General features: G+C 60.5%; 13 protein-coding genes. 5 read left to right on the forward strand and 8 right to left on the reverse strand.

Annotated features, from left to right (window positions below; translation table 11 throughout):
- The first annotated feature begins 630 nt into the window (after positions 1 to 630).
- The 5 genes from SFUM_RS01820 (at position 631) to SFUM_RS01840 (ending at position 9,037) form a co-directional block, all read left to right on the forward strand.
- Complete coding sequence (locus tag SFUM_RS01820; RefSeq protein ID WP_011697230.1) at positions 631 to 2,133, forward strand: DJ-1/PfpI family protein; 1,503 nt, start codon at positions 631 to 633, stop codon at positions 2,131 to 2,133.
- Between the two features lie 288 nt (positions 2,134 to 2,421).
- Positions 2,422 to 4,428 carry an AGE family epimerase/isomerase gene (locus tag SFUM_RS01825; protein ID WP_011697231.1) on the forward strand — a complete coding sequence of 669 codons (2,007 nt, stop codon included), beginning with the start codon at positions 2,422 to 2,424 and terminating at the stop codon, positions 4,426 to 4,428.
- A gap of 193 nt (positions 4,429 to 4,621) precedes the next feature.
- The gene (locus tag SFUM_RS01830; RefSeq protein WP_011697232.1) at positions 4,622 to 7,105 is read left to right on the forward strand and encodes an alpha-amylase family glycosyl hydrolase; all 2,484 of its coding nucleotides are present in this window, start codon (positions 4,622 to 4,624) and stop codon (positions 7,103 to 7,105) included.
- Between the two features lie 414 nt (positions 7,106 to 7,519).
- On the forward strand, positions 7,520 to 7,957 hold the full coding sequence (locus tag SFUM_RS01835) for a MerR family transcriptional regulator (RefSeq protein WP_011697233.1): 438 nt from the start codon (positions 7,520 to 7,522) through the stop codon (positions 7,955 to 7,957).
- Between the two features lie 138 nt (positions 7,958 to 8,095).
- Positions 8,096 to 9,037 carry a radical SAM protein gene (locus SFUM_RS01840; RefSeq protein WP_011697234.1) on the forward strand — a complete coding sequence of 314 codons (942 nt, stop codon included), beginning with the start codon at positions 8,096 to 8,098 and terminating at the stop codon, positions 9,035 to 9,037.
- A 142-nt stretch (positions 9,038 to 9,179) separates the two neighbouring features.
- Here the strand turns inward: SFUM_RS01840 and SFUM_RS01845 are convergent, their stop codons facing one another.
- The 8 genes from SFUM_RS01845 to panC form a co-directional block, all read right to left on the reverse strand.
- Complete coding sequence (locus SFUM_RS01845; protein WP_011697235.1) at positions 9,180 to 11,912, reverse strand: M16 family metallopeptidase; 2,733 nt, start codon at positions 11,910 to 11,912, stop codon at positions 9,180 to 9,182.
- A 271-nt stretch (positions 11,913 to 12,183) separates the two neighbouring features.
- The gene (locus tag SFUM_RS01850; RefSeq protein ID WP_041439586.1) at positions 12,184 to 13,089 is read right to left on the reverse strand and encodes an ATP-grasp domain-containing protein; all 906 of its coding nucleotides are present in this window, start codon (positions 13,087 to 13,089) and stop codon (positions 12,184 to 12,186) included.
- A 150-nt stretch (positions 13,090 to 13,239) separates the two neighbouring features.
- A complete protein-coding gene (locus tag SFUM_RS01855; RefSeq protein WP_011697237.1) occupies positions 13,240 to 14,661 on the reverse strand; it encodes a DEAD/DEAH box helicase in 1,422 nt (473 codons plus the stop codon).
- A gap of 740 nt (positions 14,662 to 15,401) precedes the next feature.
- Positions 15,402 to 16,907: a murein transglycosylase A gene (mltA, locus tag SFUM_RS01860; protein ID WP_049766256.1), complete on the reverse strand. Its 1,506-nt coding sequence runs from the start codon at positions 16,905 to 16,907 to the stop codon at positions 15,402 to 15,404.
- Between the two features lie 42 nt (positions 16,908 to 16,949).
- On the reverse strand, positions 16,950 to 18,206 hold the full coding sequence (gene ahcY / locus SFUM_RS01865) for an adenosylhomocysteinase (protein ID WP_011697239.1): 1,257 nt from the start codon (positions 18,204 to 18,206) through the stop codon (positions 16,950 to 16,952).
- Positions 18,207 to 18,400: 194 nt separating this feature from the next.
- The gene (metK, locus tag SFUM_RS01870; protein WP_011697240.1) at positions 18,401 to 19,570 is read right to left on the reverse strand and encodes a methionine adenosyltransferase; all 1,170 of its coding nucleotides are present in this window, start codon (positions 19,568 to 19,570) and stop codon (positions 18,401 to 18,403) included.
- 118 nt (positions 19,571 to 19,688) lie between these two features.
- On the reverse strand, positions 19,689 to 20,063 hold the full coding sequence (panD, locus tag SFUM_RS01875; protein WP_011697241.1) for an aspartate 1-decarboxylase: 375 nt from the start codon (positions 20,061 to 20,063) through the stop codon (positions 19,689 to 19,691).
- Between the two features lie 53 nt (positions 20,064 to 20,116).
- A complete protein-coding gene (panC, locus tag SFUM_RS01880; RefSeq protein ID WP_011697242.1) occupies positions 20,117 to 20,968 on the reverse strand; it encodes a pantoate--beta-alanine ligase in 852 nt (283 codons plus the stop codon).
- Between the last annotated feature and the right edge of the window lie 245 nt (positions 20,969 to 21,213).

Consider the following 21,213-nt stretch of genomic DNA (forward strand, 5'->3'; position numbering starts at 1 on the left):
AACTTGTCAGGAGCCTTTCTCATCAACTCATCAATGTCCGCTTGAATTTCAAGAACCGTCATTTCCTCTCTGATTTCCAAAGGCAACTCCATGCGCGGTTTTTAGGTTCTGATCCCAGGTTGCGTTCAAGTCCGCAGTGTTGGGCGTGATGGCATAAAACCCTCTCCTACGTCTGACCGGTGCATCGGTTTGTAAGGGCAACGTTTATCCAACGCGTCACCTCACACCGGACAGGTGTTGTGTGATCTTGAATGCGCTTCGGTATGAGCCGATCGAACGCCTTTTCTGAATGAGACATGCGAATCCGCGCGGCATTTGGCCGTAGGAGAAGGAACCACCCGGCGTCAACACGGAAGAGACGGTTCGGAGTCACCTGGTATTCCGGAAAAGAACCACAGGAGTCACCGGGAAAACCACCATGGCAAAGACGACTGGACAGCGGAAGCTCCTGGAGCAGCTTCGAGCCGAGGGCATTCGCCATATTTTCGGCTGCTTCAGCGTCCGTCGGGGTCGTCCCGCGCCGGGGGGCCGTTGAGGGGGCCGGTCGGCCGCGTGCCTGCGCCGCCCGGAACAAAACTTGTCCAACCAACAAACAAGCCGGACAACCGCCAATCAAGAGTGGAGCGAAGCATGGCAGACAAACCTCTCTCCAACAAGAAGGTGGCGATCCTTGTGGAAAGCCAGTACATCCCGGAGGAACTTCGCGCCTACCGCGAGAAATTCGAAGCATACGGGGCGACGTGTCATTTCGTGTCCCGCCTGTGGGGACAATCCAGCCAGACGTTCATCAGCGAGCTCGAGGATCCTCAGGGAACGCCCGAGACGTTCAGGGTGGATATCGATGTGGAATCCGTCAGACCCGAGGATTACGCCGCGGTGATCATGGCGGCCAACTACACGAGTGTGCGGCTGCGCTATTTCAGCCCGCCCCACACCATGCGCGACACCCCGGCCGTGAAGTTCTTCGCCGATGCTATGCGAAATCCCCGGATCGTCAAGGGGGCTTTGTGCCACGGTCTTTGGATTCTCACTCCGACCCCGGAGTTGCTCACGGGCAGGAAGGTCATTTGTCACGAGGTGGTCGCCTCGGACATCGTCAACGCCGGCGCCGTCATCACCCCGTCGACGAGCGGTATCGTGGTCGACCGGGATCTCGTCACCGGTCATTCGAAGAACGAGGCGGGAGCGATGGTGGACGCCATCAAAGAGCTTCTGACGGCACCCGCCTTGATACCCGACCCTCCCCGATTCAGCCTGAGCGACGTGAAGCCGGGAAGACGCCGCGTCCTCGTTCTCCTCTCGGAATTCGGGTACTGGGGAGAAGAACTGGTCGGTCCGGTGGAGGTGTTCGATGCGGCGGGCTACCGGGCGGATTTCCTGACTCCCACGGGAAAGAGGCCCGTCGCGATCACGGTGAGCATGAACCCGGAGTACACCGATCCGCCGCTGGGGCGGTCCGTTACCTCGAAGGAAGTGGCCGCCAGGACGCGGGAGTGGGACGATCCCGCCACGGTGCAGGGCAGGCGGCTGGAAACGCCGCTCAACCTCTCGGAATGGTTTCCGGATCGGCCATATTGGAGCGCGCCGCAGTTCATCCGCGCCATGGAGCACTACAACCGTGCCCTGGATCGGGCCCGCCGGGAGATCGAGAACTACGATGCGCTCCTTATCGTGGGGGGCAGCGGCCCCATCTGCGACCTCGCCAACAATCACCGGGTCCACGACCTCATCCTGGGTTTCCATCGGGCGGACAAACCCATCGCGGCGGAGTGCTACGGCGTGGCCTGCCTGGCGTTCGCCCGTGAGCTGGAGGATCGGAAAAGCCTCATTTGGGGAAAACATGTGACGGGCCATTGCAAGGAATACGACTACAAGGACGGCACGGGTTTCATGAAAGCGAGGGGACAGTTCTACGACATCAACATGGGTCCGCCTCCCTATCCCCTGGAGTACATCCTCCGTGACGCCACGGGACCCGAAGGGGGCTTCCACGGCAACGTCGGCAGGGAGACCAGCGTCATCGTGGACTACCCGTTCATCACCGGCAGGTCGACCCCGGATTCCTATCTCACGGGGCAGAAGCTGGTGGAAGTGCTGGACGGTGAGCCACCGCTCCGGCGCTTCGGCTGGTAAGGATCTGCGAATCGACAGCCGTCGTCGCGGTTCGAGGCATTGCGACGGCCCGCCGGAGCAAGGGGGCACGGCGGGGGCGGATTCGGCATCCGGGAATCCTTCCCGGGCGCCGTGGAATAACCGGCGGGTTCCGGGCGCGGTCATCGGAAGCTCCAAACCGGCCCCGATCGCCGCAAACCGATCCGGTTTATCCGAACGATCCGATCGGCAGGACGGGCACGGCCGCTTTTGCACGCGGCCGGTGCCTTGACAACCAACCTTTTCCTCCTCGCCTGCGAAAGGGAGACCATGAAATCACTCAATCAGAAAATGACGGTGCTCGGAACGGTCGTTGATGTGCAGGACCTCGGTTTTACCCTGCGTCTTCGCACCGGCGACAACCTGACGGTCTGTGTCGGGGCCGGGACTTCGTTCATGGTCCTGAGCAACCTCGACGGCTTGATCTACGATCGTTTTCCCGAACCGGACAATGTCCCCGTCGTTGCGGGAGACGACGACATCACGAAGGGCATAAAGTACAAAGTCAAAAAGTACATATGCTCCGGGCAAAAGATGTACGTTCAGGGCACTTTCTTTCAGAATGCGGGCAACGAACGGTTCGAGGCCCTTGCGGTCCGCCCGTTTCACTACCAGCCCGACAAGTTCCTCTTCGAACACCACACGCATTGGTGGCTGTCGCAAATGGCCACAATGGCCGACCAGTGGCTCCAGAGCCTTTTCGGGGACTCCCGCACCTATGACGAAAGCGATTTCTCGCGCCTCTACCGGACGAATCTGAACATCTACGGGGGGAAGACGGACGACGATATCCAGGACATGGCAACGCTGTCGCGCCTCATCTACGGACTCTCCTCGGCCTACCTGCTGCTCGGCGACCGGCGCTACCTGGACGCGGCCGCAGCGGGCGTGGATTTCCAGCGGACCGCCTTCCGCTCGTTGAGCCACGACGGGCGCACCATCATCTGGAGCCATGCGCGCAGGAAGCTCGTCAACGGCAACCTGACCTATATTCCCTCCCTCATGGGGGATGACGCGGGAACCATACCGCTCTACGAACAAATCTACGCTCTTGCCGGCATGACGCAGTATTTTCGAATCACCGGGGACCCGGAAGTCCTGGACGACATCATGCGGACGGTCCGCGCGTTCAACACCTTTTTCCTGGACGACAGTGCGGTCGTCCCCGAATATCCGGGAAAGAAGGGGTATTTCAGCCATATCGACCCGGCAACCATGCGGGCCGACTCGCCGGCGCTCGCGCACAACCGCCTCCGTAAGAACTGGAATTCCATCGGCGACCACATTCCGGCCTATCTCGTCAACCTCATCCTGGCCCTGGACCCCCTTCCCCAGGGCGCAGGGAAGGACATCGAGAGGTTCTTGAAAAAGTGCGAGGACATGCTGGACCTCACCACGGACCTCATCATCGAGAAGTTTCCGGAGGCGGACTGTCCCTACGTCAACGAACGGTTCTTTGCCGACTGGACACCCGATCAGGGCTGGCAATGGCAGCAGAACAGGGCAATCGTGGGCCACAACCTGAAAATCGCCTGGAATCTCACGCGGGTGGCCAATTACTACAGCTACAAAGGGCAGGATCAGAAGGCCAAACGGGCGATGCAACTGGCCGAGCAACTGGGGAAAGCCATGGTCGACGCCGGCCTGGACAAGGTGCGCGGCGGGTGTTTCGACGCCGTGGAGCGCAAACCGAAGAGCCCCGGGGAAATCCAGTTCGTCTGGGGAAACCACAAGGACTTCTGGCAGCAGGAGCAAAACGTACTGGCCTACCTCATTTTGTACGGTTACACGGGAACTAATCTGTACCGCGATCTCTTCCGGGACGCCGCCGCTTGGTGGAACACGTTTCAGTTGGACCGGGACAACCGCGGAGTCTTCTTCAGGGTCAGCGACAACGGCGATCCGTTTATCTCCGGCCGCGGCATGGCGGGTTTCGACATCGCGGGCTACCACTCGTTCGAGCTGAACTTCCTGGCTCACATCTACCTGAGAACCTTCGTGTATTCGGGAGCGGGCGTGGCGACAAAGGACGACCGCTCCGAAGCGGGAGCGGACTTCTGCCTCTATTTTTGGCCCGCCGAGCGGAGCCAGATCCAGTCGCTGAACGTGCTGCCCGATTTCATGAGCCCGGGGGTCCTCGACATCACCAGCATCAAAGTGAACGGAAAGGAGCGCAAGTTCATGGCTCAGGAGGACTTCCAGATCCCGCTTCAGCCCGATGAGCTCGGTAAGGAGATCGTGGTCAGTTTTCGGTCCGGGCGGCTGCACAAACAGTGAGCGGCCGGCCCGGCCCCGGAACGATGCGGCCCGGAGGACGGACGGCTCATCCCGGGCGCAACACGAGCGATTCCTGACCTGCGCCGGTGTCGGCCCGATGCTTCGTCCCGTTGCCAGATTTCGAAAGCCGGGCGTGGCGATTTCCGCCGGATTCGAGCCGGGGGTTTTTCGTGCCCGGCAGAGGAGGGAAACAATGTCTTGGATACCCGTTCATTTCACTTATCATGTGGGCCTGCAAGGCGGCATATTCCGCAATGTCAGGCTGGTGGGCAGCTGGGATGCAAACGGCAGCCATTCCGACCAATGGACCGGCGTTCCCATGCGGGAAGAGGTCTCGGACAGCGGCTGCCCCTGCTTCAGGGCCACCGTGAACCTCAACGGCGACCAGGCCGGGTGGACCTTCGGCTGGGGCGTTCTGCTCGACGGCCCGGGAGGCGCCAATCGATGGGGCATCACCACGGAAGTGCACGACCGCAACTCGTCGGAACGGTTCCGCGGATTCCAGCTCAAAGGGCCCGAGCAGTTCAACGAATACCATCTCACCCACTGCCGCCGGTTGGGCGCCAACAAGCTCCACCGTCCCGGCGGCGGTGAGCCGGCCGTACGCTTTGCCGTCTGGGCGCCCAACGCGCTCCACGTCGAGATGGTGCGCGGGGATGCCGCCACGGGCTACATTGACGACAACGGCACGGGGGCACTGGCCGCGTTCCCGATGCACAAGGAGATGGTCGACGGAACGTGGACCGGGATATGGCGTACCGACGACGATTCAGAGGGTCTGGAGAGCTTTGCGCAGTTCGATCACACGCCCTACATGTTCAGGATCACCAAGGATGACGATACCGTCTGCTACCGGACGGACCTCTATTCCAGGTGCCAGATCGGGAGCGGCAAAAAGAATCCCGAGGGGAAAAAGTACGACGGAAGACCGACCGGGCTGGCCGGGTCGGTGAGTTGCTCGGTGGTGGTCGATCCCGAACGCGTCACCGAGCTCTTCGATGAGCCCTTTCCTCAGAAGCAATGGCTGGACGCGGACGAGTTCTGGAAAAACGAGTTCGATCCGCTGCGCCCGGTGCCGACGCGCATCGACGACCTGGTCATCTACGAAATGCATGTCCCCGGGCTGGGATGCGGGAAAACGGATGCCGCCGGTGAGCCGTTCACCGGCGATCTGAAGGATGCCGTGCAGATGCTGGATTACCTGGTCGATCTTGGCGTCAACGCCGTGGAAGTCCTGCCGATGAATGAATTCGAGGGATGGGCGGCCTGGGGCTATGCGACGTCCCACTATTTCGCCGTCGAGTACGCGGGGGGAGGGCGTGACCAGTTCAAGCACTTCGTGCGTGAATGCCATCGGCGCGGCCTTGCGGTGCTCCTGGACGTCGTTTACAATCATTACGCGCACAACGCCGAAAGAGCGGAATGGATGTACGATTCCAATCGTCACGAGAAGAACATCTACTACTGGTACGAGGGCATGCCGTCCGATTATCGCGACTACGAGCACGCCGCCGGCGATCCGACCCTCGATCCCCGCAAAAGGCCCGCTTCCGGTCACGGAGGGTACGTCGACAACATGTCCACCGGCTATGCGCCCCGGTTTTGCGAGGAAATGGTGCGCAAGATGTTCATCAGCAGCGCCGCGGCCCTGGTGCATGAATTCCACGTGGATGGGTTCAGGGTGGATCAGACCACCTCCATCCACAGCTACGCCGTGGTCCATGCCGACGGCCGCGCCGCCGCCGATGCCCGCATTTTCGGCGCCAAGTTCCTTCGAGAGCTCACGCGCACCCTCAAACTGATCAAGCCGACGGTCATGCTCATCGCCGAGGACCATTCCGGATGGTCCGCCGTGACGGAACCCCCGGACAAGGGCGGTCTGGGTTTCGATGCATACTGGTATGCCGATTTCTATCATCACCTCATCGGCGATACCGACAAGGGCGCCGACTACGCAAAACTCATCAAGACCTGCGGCTTTGGCGACGACCGCCCCCTGGCCGTCGATTATTTCGTCGGCGCGCTGCGGCATGCGGGCAACCTTACCGTCGTATACCACGAATCCCACGACGAGGCCGGAAACGCGAAGTTCTCGGGGCGCACCATCGCCGTGGCCGTCAACCGGGCGACTCTTTCGGGGGAGACGAGGCGCTGGGCCGAAGCGCGCTGCCGCCTGGCCTGCGGCCTGAACATGCTGTCTCCGGGAGTTCCCATGTTCTTCATGGGAGAGGAGGTCGGGTTTCAGAAGGATTATCCGTACGATCTCTTTCTGAGCCAACGGGAGGATTTTCTGCGCGAGCGCGGTGGCAGCGGTGCGAACCTGTTCAGGTTCTACCAGGACATCATCAAGCTGCGTCGCCGAAAACCCGCGCTGCGAACGGCCGGGCTCGTTCCGCTGCACGTCCGCAACGACAACCGCGTGCTGGTGTTCAGGCGCTCCCTGGAAAACGAGCACCTCATCGTTTTCGCCAGTTTCAACAATTACGCATTCGTCGACGGCTATCGCGTGAACGAAGCCGAAATCCCCGATGGCGCCTGGCGGGAGATCTTCAACAGCGACGCGGCCGTCTACGGGGGCAACAACGTCGGCAACGGCGGGATGGTGCGTGAGTCCCGATACGGTTCAATGGACGCCGTCATCCCCGCAAACGGATTCGTCGTTTTCGAAAGGCTGTAGCGGAGCACCGGGTGCCGCCCGGGCGAGGTGTACGAGCCTGGCGTCACCCGCGGCAGGACGAGACGGTGGCGGACTCCTCCCCCGATTCACGGGCCTGCCGTGAAAGACGGGGGACATCCGCCGACAGCCCAATGCCGGTTTGGCATCGCTCGATCCGGCGGCATCGTGACGCCGCGGGACGCCGTTCCCATCCGCCGGTCGTGGTGGGCTCAGCCGGACTGCGCCCACCCGGCAACCCGATCCTCTCACACACGATTCCCTGGTTTCGAACCCCGCGTCTTGTACGCTCTCCCTCCCGCATTCCCATCGTCTCCCGGATACTATTTGACAATGAATAGTGCAATTTTTATAATCTCGAACATTATAAGAGACTTTGTGAGACTTTTTATATGACCGGTATGGGAGGAAGGTCCAATGGAGCCGGAGCGTCAAAAAGCCCTGTATCCAATCGGTATCGTCGCTGAATTGTTGAACATTCATCCTCGGACACTGCGCATCTACGAACAGGAAGGGTTGATCAAACCGGCCAGACGCGGTGGGAAGCGTTTCTATTCGAACATTGACCTCCAATGGCTGCGGTGCCTTCGTAAATTGCTGACCGATGAGGGACTCAACATTGCGGGGATAAAGAAACTGCTGACGATAGCCCCCTGCTGGAGCATTCGGGACTGCGACGAGGAAACGCGCAAGCAGTGCCCGGCCATCCTGAATTTCCCGGTGCCCTGCTGGGAGTTGAAACCTCGCTGCTGCAAGGATTCCGATCTGGCGTGCTCTGACTGCGAGGTCTACCGGCACAAGATGGACCGGGTGATCATGCTGAAATGCCCGGATTCGGGCGTGGAAAAGACGTGAGCCGCTTCACCCGGGCACGCCTGCGGGTGCGACCTTGTGCATGCGTGGGAGGGATCGTGAGAATCGCGCGCACGATATCCCCGACCGCGGATTTCGCCGCGGTCGGGCGCGGTTTTGTGAAAGGATAAAGGTCAAGACGTGAGGACGATTTTTGGCCCGGTGCCGTCCCGTCGGCTGGGACGGTCTCTGGGCATCGATGTCATTCCCCCGAAAACGTGCAGTTACAATTGCGTCTATTGCGAATCGGGGCTTACCACGCATCTGACGGTGAAGCGGCGGGCGTTTGTCCGGCCTGAGGACGTCCTTGCGGAGCTGCGAGAGTATTTCCTGGAGCATCCCGGAGGCGCCGACGCGCTGACGTTTTCCAGCGCAGGCGAACCGACGCTCTACGAGCCCCTGGAAGAGCTGGTCCGTGCCGTGAAGGAAGCCTACGCGTCCCTGCCCCTGATCGTGCTCACCAACGGTTCGCTGCTGTGGCATCCGGAAGTGCGCCGCGCTCTGCTGCGGGCCGACCGTGTCGTCCCGTCCGTGGACGCGATATCGGACGAAGCCTTCAAGTGCGTCAACCGGCCCCACCCCGAGCTCGACAACGATTCGATTCTCGACGGTCTGCGAGCGTTCCGGAAGGAGTATAAAGGGCAGCTGCACGTCGAGGTGATGCTGGTCTCGGGCCTGAACGACAACCGGGAGGAATTGCTGCGACTGAGTCGTTTTGTCGAGGAATTGGGGCCGGAGCGCGTGGAGCTCAACACGGTCGTTCGCCCGCCCGCGCAATGGGGAACGACGGGGCTTTCGGCGCGGCGGATGGAAGAATGCGCAAGCTTTTTCCCGGCCGGAAAAACCGATGTGATCGGGCGTTTCCAGCGCGCGGAAGGGCAGGGGGAGGACCCTGACCTGAGCGGACGCATCCTGGAGCTGGTTTCCAGGCGGCCCTGTTCCATCGAGGAAATGGCGGCATCCCTCGGCGTACCCGAGGTGGAGCTGCGGCGGGCCGTCATGTCGCTCGAAGCCGACAACCGCCTCACGCGCTACCTCTACAACGAAATCGAATTCCTGTGCTCGCCCGAGTGCAGGAGGTGACGAAGCAGGGGGCGATGCCGGACACCGGCATCGGCGACCGGTTCACCCGTGCGCCTCATCCGGTGCGGAGTCGCGCAGGGAGCACGCGACCTCACCGTGCCTAGGTCTTTGCCTGTTTGACTGCACACCAGGCACGACCCCGCTATTGCGCGCGCACATCCGACTTGGACGGCGGCGGCACGGAGAGAACCTCCACCGGTCGTTCCGGGATGGTGCGGGCAATCAGCGTGTGCGCGAACAATTCCTTCGCCAGGTTGCGGACGTCGGCCGGACCGACTGCCTGAACCTCTTTGAGATATTCCTTGTCGTATTGCCAGCCCAGTCCCAGCACCTCGTTTATCGCCGCGCTCCCGGCCTGTGCATCGAGGCTTTCCATGTGCAGCCGGTGAGCGGTGACGATCTGGCTCTTCGCTTTTTCCAGTTCGTCCGCAGGAACGGGTTCCCGGGCCAGAATGCGCAGGTTGTCCAATATGATTCCCTGCACTTTGTCGAGGTTGGCCATGGTGGTTTGAGTGATCACGCCGAAGTAACCGGCGTTGTTGCCATAGAACGGAAATGCCCCGACCACGTAAACCAGGTCCTGCTTCCCGCGCAGGGCTTCGAATATCCTCCCGCCGGGGTTGCCCGCCCCCGAGAGGACGGCGTCCAGAACATCGAGTGTCGCCCGCCTGGAATTCCGGATGGCAAACCCGTTGGTGCCGACAAACAGAGCGGCTGAGCCTTTCTCGTTCTTCTTCTCGACCACGCGGTTCGCGGAGATTTGGGTCGTTTCATCAGGCAGTTCGGGGTATTTTACTTCTCCCTGTTCCCAGGTCCCGAACAGCTGTCGGACCCGCTCCGACGTTTTTTCGGCGTCGATATCGCCGTACACGGCGAGCACGGCCTGCCCGGGATTCACCATGCGTCGGTGGAACCGGAGGAGGTCGTCCCTGGAAATGGATTCCACCGATTCGCGGGTCCCCAGACGGTCGTTACGATAAGGCGATTTTTCAAAGTAGTTCTTCTTGAACAACCGCACGATCTCCGCCTGCCAGCTCTCGTCCATCCTTTGGATGGCGAGGAGCGTGTCCTGGCGTTTCTTCTCGATTTCCTCCTCCGGATACTGGGCGTTGCGCACGATGTCCGCAAGGATGTCGAGCGCCGTGTGGAAGTCTTCTTTCAAGATTTTGATCGACACGTGATACGTGCTGTTTTCGGACTGCGTCTCGATACTGCCTCCGACATCCTCGATACTCTGCAAAATCTGCTGTCTGGTGCGGGTCAGCGTCCCCGAGGTCATCAATGCGGAGGTCAGGGAGGCGATCCCCGGTTTGTCCCCGTCTTCGAGCATCAGCCCTCCCAGGCCATACAGATGCATCGTGACCATGGGAAGCGAGTCGTCCCGTTTGAGCAGAACCTTCAGCCCGTTGTCAAGCTTGCTCATGTGAGCGGGCGAAGCTTCCCGAGGCGGACACGACGCCGTGTCCGGCGTTGCCGCCGCCTGCCGGGACAGCGGTTTGGTTGCCGCAACGTTGATTCGGTCCATGATCAGATAGCGCTGTGCCGCCGAGCGGATGCCCTCGGGCGTCAGGCGGCGGATTTCCTCCACATACGTGTCGTCATAATAAGGGTCTCCGGTGCTGAAGTAGGAGCTGCCCAAAGAAGCCGCGATGGAAGAAACGGTTTCATTGCTGAAAACGTGACTGGCCATGGCGGTCTTTTTCGCCTTGTCCAGCTCTTTCATCGGTACGAGGTCCCGCTTGAAGACCTCGATCTCCTCCCCGAGCTGGGAGAGTACTCCCGGCCACTCATCCGGGGGCAGTGTGAAGGAAACGATGAACTGGCCTTTCGTGTAGGATGGGGTCCAATTGGAGGCGCTCACGCTGAGCACCTTGTTTTCCATGTCCTTGAGGCGGCAGTGGAGACGGCAGGTTTCGCCGCCTCCCAGCAGGAGAGAAAGCACGTCCAGCGCGTACATGTCCTGGTGATTCAGATCCACGGACGGGAACCCGACCATGGCCTGGGTAAGTCTCGCGACGGGGATTTCCTTTTCCTGGCGACGCGTCGTCGACTGTGCCGGCTCGACGGGCACGGCGTCGAACTCGCCGGCCGTTCCGAGAAAATCCTTCGTCTTGTCGGCGACAAAGGACAGCACCGCTTCGGGGGAAATGTTCCCGGCCACCACGACCACTATGTTTTCGGGTTGATAGCGTTGGGCATAGTAGTCGAGCAGCGCCTGTCGATCCAGCCGCACGAAGACTTCCTCGTAACCGATGACCGGGTTCCTGACGGGGCTGACCTGGTAGGCGGTCCTGAGAAAAAGCTTCCAGAGCTCGTTGCTCGGATTGCTTTCCCCCATCTTGATCTCCTGCTGGATCACGGGCTTTTCCCGCGCGACCTCCGTGGGCTCCAGGGTGCATTCGGAGACGTAGGAAAGAAGAAGGTCCAGGGCATCCTTCCAGTGTTCCGCCGAAGTGTTGATGTAGTAGACGGTGCGGTCGTGGCTGGTGTAGGCGTTGGAATTGCCGCCGATCTTTTTCAGCCTCTCTTTCGCCTGGTCCTCGGTGAACGAGCGGGTCGTGCCGCCTGAGACGACGTGTTCGAGATAGTGGGAAAGACCGGACTTGAGGTATTTCCCTTCGTAAATTGAGCCCGCTCGGACGAAAACCTGGGCCGAGACCACGTCGTAGTTCGGTTTCTGACTCATGAGCAGTGTCAGGCCGTTTTTCAAGACGACGAAAAGGTCGCCGGGTTTGGACGACAGGATTCGTTGCACGGAGGGTTGAAGCGGGGGCGGCAGCGAAGGACAGATTTGCGCCGCGGCACAGCGTGCGACGACACCCGGCCCCAGGAGTGAAAGGGCCACGCAGATTCCGAACAGCAGTCTACAGATCATGGTGCAAACTTCCCCTTTTTGCCGTTTATCCATGGTGGATTGCCATCCCGCGATCTTTGTTCGTCCCGGGTCCGTCACGGGGCTCAAACACGCCGGAAGACAGCGCCTGACGGGCACGTCTGTAAACGGGAGGCCGTTTCTCGAATGATAATTATATCCCTCGGGTCAATACACCGGCCGGAGAGCGTGCGTTCTCGTCAGCCCCGACCTCTGCCGGCACGATGTTCAAGGCGGGGCGTTCTGCAGGCTGTCGTGGACGCGGCCGGGGGATTCAGGAAAAAGCGCCGGATTGGATCAGCTTGCACAGGTGGCGACCGTGATGCACCCGGCCGGCAGGGGTCAGCCATGTCGAGGGAGGGCGCTCCATTCGCACCAGGTACCAACAAGTGCCCGCGCGTGCCCATTCAAAAACCATATCGTCCAGACCCGCGGTCCTCATGAGATCATGGGTGGACCTGAAAACCGCAGCCTCGGCTCCGCCACGCCCTGGCGCACGCTTTCCGGATCCGGTGTGACCATGGACGCGTGTCGACCCCGCGGCGGTCTCGCTCCCTCCGGGCAATCGGGTTGCCCGCGCATCTCCGGTCCGCATCGCCTCAATGTCCACCGGTTCCCATCCGGCCGCCTCGCCTCCTCCGCCGTGCAGCCGCAGCGCGCCGGCACACGCGTCGCCGACGCAGATCAGGCGCAACCGCTCATCCCATGCCGGGGTCTCTTGAATCACGACCGGGTTGAAGGCCCGACACGCCCGGCCCAAATCGTCCGCGTTGCGCACGATTCGGGGAGGGGATGAGACATGTCCGGGCCCCATGGCGAGGAAAGGGTATTCGAACCCTTCGAGGATATGGCGTTTCTGCCGCGCTCCATAGTAGAACCGGGTACGGGGGTGAGGGATACCCAGGTAGCGGATGAGCAGTTCCTGTTGCAGCCGCGAGCGCTGGAAACGATAGGTGGATGGGCTGGGAAACGTTCTTTTCCCGGTGGCTTCCAGAACATCGACAAACCGGATGGAGGGGAAGAAGACCACCCTTGCCTCGCGAAGCAGGTCCCGCTCCTCGGCCGAATAGGCGCCGATGGATTCCCTCAGACCAAGCGTCAGAACGGCCGCGCATGACTCAAGGCCGCGGGCGAGGGCAACGTAAACGGGGTGTGCGGCGGACAGTGATTGTCTTTCCATACACGGAATCGCAATTGATCGCGGAACTCTCCAGAACATCGCGCGGGCAACCGTGCCTCGACCCTCCGAAGGAGGCCGGGCCGACCCTGCCCGGTCCGCCGGATGGCGGCACGCGGCAGCCCGATGCCGCCCTTCAAACCGCCCCGGGGATCAATTGAGGCTGGGGTTGAGAAGCACATCGGGGTGAACCCCGTAATTGTAGCTTCTCATTCGGAAGAAGTTTTCCAGCAGGCCGATCTTGTGATCGACGTAATCGTAGATCTTGAACTTGCTTTCCGGGCTGCTGCCGTTCTGGAACAGGTCCCGAATGGCGAGCGCAAGGTTCTTCCTGAAGTAAAGGGGCACAGCCAGGACGAGGGTTTTCGAGCTCAGCGCCTGCGAGCATCGGGTGAGTGTCTGCGCAGTGACGAATACCGCCTGAGGAGCTTCGGACACCGGCATCTGCGGACAGGGCGGGCTGTCCGTATCACCACCCCCCTCGGGTTCGGCGGCCCTGTACTGAAAGACCGAAATGCCGCGCCTCCTGAGTTCCCCTCCCAGCGTGTCCTCCTGCTCTTCGCCCCCGGACAGAACGATCAGGGGATGAGGGCTCTTTTGAAGCTCGGCTTCGATGTCGTCGGCGATGATCCGGTTTCGTTTCTCATCCTTCATGAGCGCCTGCAGCATGGTGGGGTAATCCGCGCGCGAGCTGTACGGGTATTCGAAATCGGTCTGCCTCGTGACCACATGAGCGTGGATAATGCCTCGCCCTTCGCGGGCATCCTTGTCATTGATGGTATAGACCACATCGCCGACGTAGTAATAGACGAGCCGGGACAAGCGGTCCTTTCTCTGGGTGGTGTTGGTGAGTCCCAGGATATACCGGCAGTCGAAGTTGGGAATCAGGTTGGTCAGTATCTTCGATGGGCAGCGCTGGCACTCGTCCACGATGAGGTATCCCACATGCTCCCACAACTTGCGCCAGTACCGTATGACCTCCCCGGTATGCCCGATGGTGATGTATTTGCCGATCTGGTGCACGCCCGTGGAAAACATCCCGACCTCGGAGCTTGGTATCTGCAGGAAGTTTTCGATTTTGGTCAGCCATCCTTCCAGCAGATCCAGTTTGGGAAGAAGAATGAGCGTGGGTTGACGACGCTGGGCGATGGTGTACAGGGCGATCACCGTCTTGCCGCTCTTGTGTCCCCCAACCAGGGTCCCGCAGTCGTGATCGAGCACCGCTTCGGCGGCATCCTGCTGGTAAGATTTGAGTTCCCCGTGGAATTCGATGGGCAGCGGTTCGAACGTACGCCTCCTGTCCACGATGCGGTACGGCTGCTGAAACTTCTTGCACAGATCCACGAACTGGTCGAGGAATCCCCGCGGCAACAGGTAGTGACGTCCTTTCTGCCGCAGACAACTGATCTGCGGTGGAATATTTCCTATCCATTCCCCTCTGTTGTGCCGCATCTCATAGTCCGGATTCGTGAACACAAGGCGCTCGTGCAGCTTGCGCTCCAGCAACGGCGACAAACCTTCCGCGGGAATCTTTATCCATTCTGCGACCAATATGTTCAGCACCTTTACGAACATCAGAAAAAACCTTTCATGAATATGGGATCAACTCGAGTGTGTCATTCACGGATTTGCCAAACCTTGTTCGCCAGGCGCGATCCAAGCACGAATTGCTTCCTCAAGTTCCGTGCGAATCGGGGCGTAACCGCCCGCACCTGGAAAAGAAATCGGCGTTGGGGAGACAATCCGGTGGAGTGGGTGCAACCGTGCTCCAACGCGCGGGCGCTCTCGTGAACCCGTCCGGCATGTTTCGAAATGCGGGAACGGGCCACGGGAATCGTTCGGGTAGACACCCACGCCTACCTGTCCGCTCCGTGACGGTCCTTTTCACATGGCACAGGAATCATCGGTTCGATCAAAAATCTCGATGTCGTACTTGCGCTCAGTCTGGTAAAACCGAAAACAAACTCCGTTTCCCCTTCAGTCCACCGGTCCCGTGGAGGGACGGGAGCAGCGGACTTTGTACCTGTACCCGCCACGCTCGCCCGAGCCGAAAACCTTCCTTCTTCGGATCGCCGGCGTCTCGGATCGAATGCCGCAACGCAGAAACTACTGTTTGACACCCGATCTCAATTTCAATACGTTATACGTATCCTAACTCAGGCGACAGGCTTTTAGAATGATTAATAATTCAAAAATATCCCAATTGAAAGAAAAAAAGGACTCGCCATGACAGATCAGGGTCTCGACCATCTCCAGATCATGGGGCAGTTGGCCAGAGAATATGAACAAAAAACCCGGGAACTTGAAGAAATCGTTCAACAGGCCGATCCTTCCATGTTGCTTCGCCAGGTCAAGCTGCGGGGTGAGCTGACCACGGATCGATTCAGAGCGGCCCAGATGTTTCTGCTGACTTCTCTGGCATCGGTCTCCGACATGGAACGCAAAGAAGATGAACCCCTGAAGGCCATCATCGTGCTCAGCCGGTGTTTCGACGAAATGCGAATCCTTTTCCAATGCCTTCTCGATCGCCAGGCGATCGCCGCACCCCGGGGCGAGGCCCCGCACGTCTCCTGAGGGCGGAGCTCCGGCAAGCCTGCGTCCGTGCGCCGCAGGACTGCGGGTTGGGAACTGCCGGAGGGGATGCCGCCCTTCCTGATAAGAATCATCAGCTTTCCGGGGTGCTTCAGCCGACCCGCCTGCCATTCCCCCTGCTCCCCGGTGCCGCAGAACAGGTCCACTCGTCCGGGCCCCTTGATCGCACCTCCGGTGTCCTGGTTCAAAACCCAGCGATGGAGCGGTTCCCATCCGAGCACGTTGCCCCGTTCATCCAGGCGGGGCTTTTGTGTTTCGAGAAAGCACGGCGCGCCGGAAGGGTGGAACTGCGGGTCGGTTGCGATGGAGCGCCCGGCGGTCAAGGGCACGTTGATGCTTCCCATCGGGCCTTCTTTGACCCATTGAAAGAATACGTAGCTCTCATTGTGCCACAGGATCTCCTCCATCAGTTCCGGATGTGCCCCCAAATAGGCGCGAATCGCCTGCATGGACATTTCATCGACGGTCATCACGCCCCTGTCGATGAGCACCTTGCCGATGCTCCTGTAAGGGCGTCCGTTCGCTCCCGCGTAGCCGATTCGTCGGTCCCCGCCGGGCATGCGGAGCATCCCGGAACCCTGCACGTGAAGAAAAAAGGCGTCCACCGGGTCGGCCAGCCATGCCAGTTCGCTTCCCCACCGGTCGAGAGCCTTCTCCCCGTCGATCTGTGCCCGCGTAAAGTAGGGAACGACCTTGCGCTCGTTCAACCGTCCGATCAGGCGGCCCGTGGGGAATTTCACGGGATCGAAGGAAGGCAGATCGATGGTCAGCAGGTCGGGGGGAACCCCGTAGAGAGGATGGCGGAAAGTTTCGTCGCGCCGACCGCGGGCTTCGAGGATGGGCTCATAGTAACCCGTGACGAGGGAAGGGCGGTCCGGCGGGGCGACGAGGAATACGTCGAAGGCGGCGGCAATGGTTTTCCTGTCGAGGCGCTGAGCCCGGCAGAGCTCGAGGAAGCGTTGCAGAGTGGATTTGAGCAGGTCCGCGCGGACCTGCACTTCACCCAGTGAATACAGGCGGTCCGCGGGAACCCGGTCGAAAAACTTCATGCTCCGTTCAGCGGCTGTGAGCAGCGAGGCCGCATCCATGTCGTCGCTGAAATCGGGGAGTTGCTCCTCCGGCAGGCGTTGCAGCACGGAGACCGCGGTCGGTTTGGGTGCGGGCTGCGGTGTGCAGCCCGCGAACAGCACCAAAGCCGCAAAAGCCAGGGAGAGAATTTTCGGCAACATATCCGGAGCCGCGCTGCTCGGTTTACGCCCCGGGCACATGGACTACGTGCCCATTTCCCATGAGTGCAGGTAAGCGTCCTGCTCCGGGGTGAGCGTGTCGATGTCCACGTTCATGGAAGCCAGCTTCAACTTGGCTATATTCTTGTCGATTTCCATCGGCACCCGGTAGACCTGTTTTTTCAGGGTCGTGTGGTGTTTGACCATGTGCTCGGTGCACAAGGCCTGGTTGGCGAAACTCATGTCCATCACGCTCGACGGGTGGCCTTCGGCGGCGGCCAGGTTGATCAACCGTCCTTCGCCCAGAACGTAGACCCTCCGGCCGTCCGCGAGCTTGAACTCTTCGACGAAATCCCTTATTTCGCGGCGGGCGACAGCCATGGAGGCGAGTGCATCCAGGTCGATTTCAACGTTGAAGTGGCCGGAATTGCAGACGATCGCTCCATCCTTCATCACCGCGAAATGCTCCCTGCGTATGACGTGAATGTCCCCGGTGAGCGTGCAGAAGAAATCGCCCACGACGGCGGCCTGTTCCATGGGCATCACCTGGTATCCGTCCATGACCGCTTCGAGCGCCCGGAGCGGGTCCACCTCCGTAATGATGACCTTGGCGCCCATTCCGGAGGCCCTCATGGCAACGCCTCTGCCGCACCATCCGTAGCCGCTCACCACAAAACCGGAACCGGCCAGGAGACGGTTGGTGGCCCGGACGATCCCGTCCACCGTGCTCTGCCCGGTGCCGTAACGGTTGTCGAACAGGTGCTTGGTGCTGGCGTCGTTCACGGCGATGATGGGATACTGAAGGACGCCTTTGTCCGCCATGCTGCGCAGACGGATCACCCCGGTGGTCGTCTCCTCGGTGCCTCCCAGTATCCCCTGGAGCAACTCCCGGCGGTCCGAGTGCAGGGTGCTCACCAGGTCCGCCCCGTCGTCCATGGTGATGTGCGGGGAGTGCCCGAGCGCCGAATTGATGTGCCTGTAGTACGTGTCCTTGTCTTCCCCCTTGATGGCGAAAACGGGAATCGAGTCGTTCACCACCAGGGATGCGGCCACGTCGTCCTGGGTGCTCAACGGGTTCGAGGCGCAGATGCGCACCTCCGCTCCTCCGGCTTTGAGCGTCTGGGCAAGAGACGCGGTCTCCGTGGTGACATGCAGGCAGGCGGCTATCCGTGTTCCCTGGAGAGGCTTTTCGGCTGCGAATCGCTTGTGGATGGAACGCAGCACCGGCATGGACTGCGCGGCCCACTCGATGCGAAGCTTCCCCTTCTCTGCAAGCCCCGGGTCTTTGACGTCGAATTCCATGTATCCTCCTCAAAAAAAATGTCGCAGGTTCAAATAGCAAAACAGGGCAGCCGGAAGGTCCCCGAAAGGCAGGGAACCGTGGGAGCCCTGTAGGTTTGCGCACCCGGCCCTCCATGACCGGTGAATGCACCGCGCCGTTCACTTTCGATCCGCGCAAATCCGCAGCGGACCCTTCGATCCGTGGGATGATCGGGCTAGATGCCCGCCAGTTCGCGGATCGGCTCGACCATGTCGGTCTTTTCCCACGTGAAATCGGGATCGTTCCGGCCAAAATGACCGTAGCAGGCGGTCTTCTTGAAGATCGGACGAAGGAGCCGCAGCTGTTTGATCATGTTGGCGGGTTTGAAGCTGAACAGTTTCCTGACGATTTCAGCGATGCGGTCGGACGGAATTTTGCCGGTGCCGAACGTGTCGATCATCAGGGACACGGGCTCCGCGACTCCGATGCTGTAGGCGACCTGCACTTCGACCTTGTCGGCGACTCCCGCCGCCACAATGTTCTTGGCCACGTAGCGCGCCATGTAGGAGGCGGTGCGGTCGACCTTGCTGGGATCCTTTCCGGAAAAGCAACCGCCTCCGTGGCTGCCCTGGCCGCCATAGGTATCGGCAATGATCTTTCTCCCGGTCAGCCCGCAGTCACCCATCGGCCCGCCGATCACGAACCTCCCCGTGGAATTGATGAAGTACTTGGTCTTGTCGTCGATCAATTCGGGCGGAAAAACCTTCTTGATAACCTCCTCGATGATCGATTCCCGGATCATTGAATAGGACACGTTGGGAGCATGCTGGGCGGCGACGACGATGGTGTCGATCCGCTTCGGACGATGGTCGTCATACTCGACCGTCACCTGGCTCTTGCCGTCCGGCCTGAGGAATTCCAGGACGCCGTTCTTTCGCACTTCCGCCAGCTTGCGGGTGATCCGGTGGGCGTAGTAGATGGGCATGGGCATGAACACCGGGGTTTCATTGCAGGCAAACCCGAACATGAGACCCTGGTCCCCGGCGCCCTGCTCCTCGAACAGCCCCTCACCGGGGTTCACGCCCTGAGCGATATCCGGGGACTGCTTGTCGATGCTGGTGATCACGGCGCAGGTGGACCAGTCGAAACCCATGGAGGAGTCGTTGTAGCCGATTCCCTTGATCGTGCTGCGGATGATGTCCGGGATATCCACCCACGAGGACGTGGTGATCTCGCCGGCGACGAAGGCGAGACCGGTCGTCACGAGGGTTTCACAGGCGACGCGCGCTGTTTTGTCCTCGGTGATGATCGCATCGAGAATGGAATCCGAAATCTGATCGGCGACCTTGTCGGGATGCCCCTCTGTGACCGACTCTGAAGTGAAAAGAAAATTGCTCATGGACATTGGAAATTCTCCTCCTTTGAATGATGCAGGGCGCCGATCACGGGAACGCAACCGAGTCCGCCCACGGTATGGATCGTTCGCGGGACGGCTTCGGATTTCCCCGGTCTGTGATGCCGCTTCAACTCAAGCACGCTTTCAATCCCTGCGACAGAGGCCGGTTGTCTCCGTCGAGCAGGACGACCTTCGGTTGATGACGCGCGATTTCGGCTTCGTCGTATTGCGCGTACGTTGCGATGATGATCAGATCCCCGGCGGCTCCCATCCTGGCAGCCGCGCCGTTGAGACAAAACACGCCGCTGCCCGCGGGGCCGGCGATGGCGTACGTGTCGAACCTGGCGCCGTTGAAGACGTTGTAAACCTTGATCTGCTCGTAGGGCAGAATATCGGCTGCCTTCATCAGGGTTTCGTCTATGGTCAGGCTTCCTTCATAGTGAAGGTTTGCTTCGGTGACCCGCGCGCGGTGGATTTTGGATTTAAGCATCAGTCTTTGCATGATCGTGTCTCCTGAATGTGAGTGAGATAGTGCTGTTGGAGTGTTCCGTTCGGCTAGGCCGCCGGCCGCAGAATGCAATTGTCGATGAGCCGCGTGGTCCCCACAAAGACCGCAAGGGCCAGCAGCGACGGACCATCCATACTGCCGACTTCCTCCATGGTCGCGGGGTCACGCAACTCCGCGTAATCGATTCTGACTTCGCCTCCGGCGTCCAACAACTCCTTCACTTCCTTCAGGATGACGGACCCGTTTCTTTCCCCCAGTGCAACCCGCGCACGGGCCGCTTTGAGCGCCCGGCTCAGGCGCAGCGCCAACGGCCGCTGCTCGGGCGTCAGGTACTTGTTCCGGCTGCTCATCGCCAGGTCGTCCGGTTCCCGGACGATGGGATGCCCCAGGATTTCGATATCCAGGTTGAGATCCTTGACCATGCGCCGGATTGTCACCAGCTGCTGGTAATCCTTTTCTCCAAAAACGGCCACGTGCGGTTTGACAATGTGGAACAGCTTGACCACCACCGTCGCCACACCCCTGAAAAACAGGGGACGGCTGCGCCCGCACAGCGGGGCCGTTACCTTCGTCACCTCGACGTAGGTCTGGTACCCGTCGGGGTACATCTCCCCGACCTGGGGCACAAAGGCCACGTCCACTCCGACCTCCCCCGCCAGGCGAAGGTCGCGGTCCAGGTCCCGGGGATACGTGGCCAGATCTTCGTTGGGACCAAATTGCGCGGGGTTCACAAAAATGCTCGCCACCACCATGTCGGCCTCTCCCCGGACTTTCCTCATCAGCATGAGATGTCCTTCGTGGAAGTAGCCCATAGTGGGCACGAATCCAATCCTTTTCCCCGCTCTCCTCCAATCATCGGCTTGCTGCTGCATCTCGGAAACCGTTTCGATGATGCGCATGTCGACTCCTCTCACCAAACCTCCGCAACAAAGTAAAAAGCCTTCAAGACCAGGGTCGGGAAGGCTCCTCCAATAAGACACGACGAGATTCATCCACGATCGAACCAGCGGGCCTTCGTTCCCGTCTTCCGTCACGGTCCCTCGGCGAGGGATCCCAGCGGAACCCAAATCCCGTCAGACTGGCCTGTTCAGTAACAGGCGGAGCGCAGATTGTCAAGGAGGATCAACTCGGGGTCAAACCTACA

Source organism: Syntrophobacter fumaroxidans MPOB, from assembly GCF_000014965.1.
GTDB classification, from domain to species: domain Bacteria; phylum Desulfobacterota; class Syntrophobacteria; order Syntrophobacterales; family Syntrophobacteraceae; genus Syntrophobacter; species Syntrophobacter fumaroxidans.

What these genes read in the sequence shown, in the direction of transcription:
- SFUM_RS01835 (WP_011697233.1), top strand. Translation starts at nt 7,520, where the DNA reads ATGGAGCCGGAGCGTCAAAAAGCCCTGTATCCAATCGGTATCGTCGCT.
- ahcY (WP_011697239.1), bottom strand. Translation starts at nt 18,206, where the DNA reads ATGGAATTCGACGTCAAAGACCCGGGGCTTGCAGAGAAGGGGAAGCTT.
- mltA (WP_049766256.1), bottom strand. Translation starts at nt 16,907, where the DNA reads ATGTTGCCGAAAATTCTCTCCCTGGCTTTTGCGGCTTTGGTGCTGTTC.
- SFUM_RS01830 (WP_011697232.1), top strand. Translation starts at nt 4,622, where the DNA reads ATGTCTTGGATACCCGTTCATTTCACTTATCATGTGGGCCTGCAAGGC.
- panD (WP_011697241.1), bottom strand. Translation starts at nt 20,063, where the DNA reads ATGCAAAGACTGATGCTTAAATCCAAAATCCACCGCGCGCGGGTCACC.
- SFUM_RS01825 (WP_011697231.1), top strand. Translation starts at nt 2,422, where the DNA reads ATGAAATCACTCAATCAGAAAATGACGGTGCTCGGAACGGTCGTTGAT.
- SFUM_RS01820 (WP_011697230.1), top strand. Translation starts at nt 631, where the DNA reads ATGGCAGACAAACCTCTCTCCAACAAGAAGGTGGCGATCCTTGTGGAA.
- SFUM_RS01850 (WP_041439586.1), bottom strand. Translation starts at nt 13,089, where the DNA reads ATGGAAAGACAATCACTGTCCGCCGCACACCCCGTTTACGTTGCCCTC.
- metK (WP_011697240.1), bottom strand. Translation starts at nt 19,570, where the DNA reads ATGTCCATGAGCAATTTTCTTTTCACTTCAGAGTCGGTCACAGAGGGG.
- panC (WP_011697242.1), bottom strand. Translation starts at nt 20,968, where the DNA reads ATGCGCATCATCGAAACGGTTTCCGAGATGCAGCAGCAAGCCGATGAT.
- SFUM_RS01845 (WP_011697235.1), bottom strand. Translation starts at nt 11,912, where the DNA reads ATGATCTGTAGACTGCTGTTCGGAATCTGCGTGGCCCTTTCACTCCTG.
- SFUM_RS01855 (WP_011697237.1), bottom strand. Translation starts at nt 14,661, where the DNA reads ATGTTCGTAAAGGTGCTGAACATATTGGTCGCAGAATGGATAAAGATT.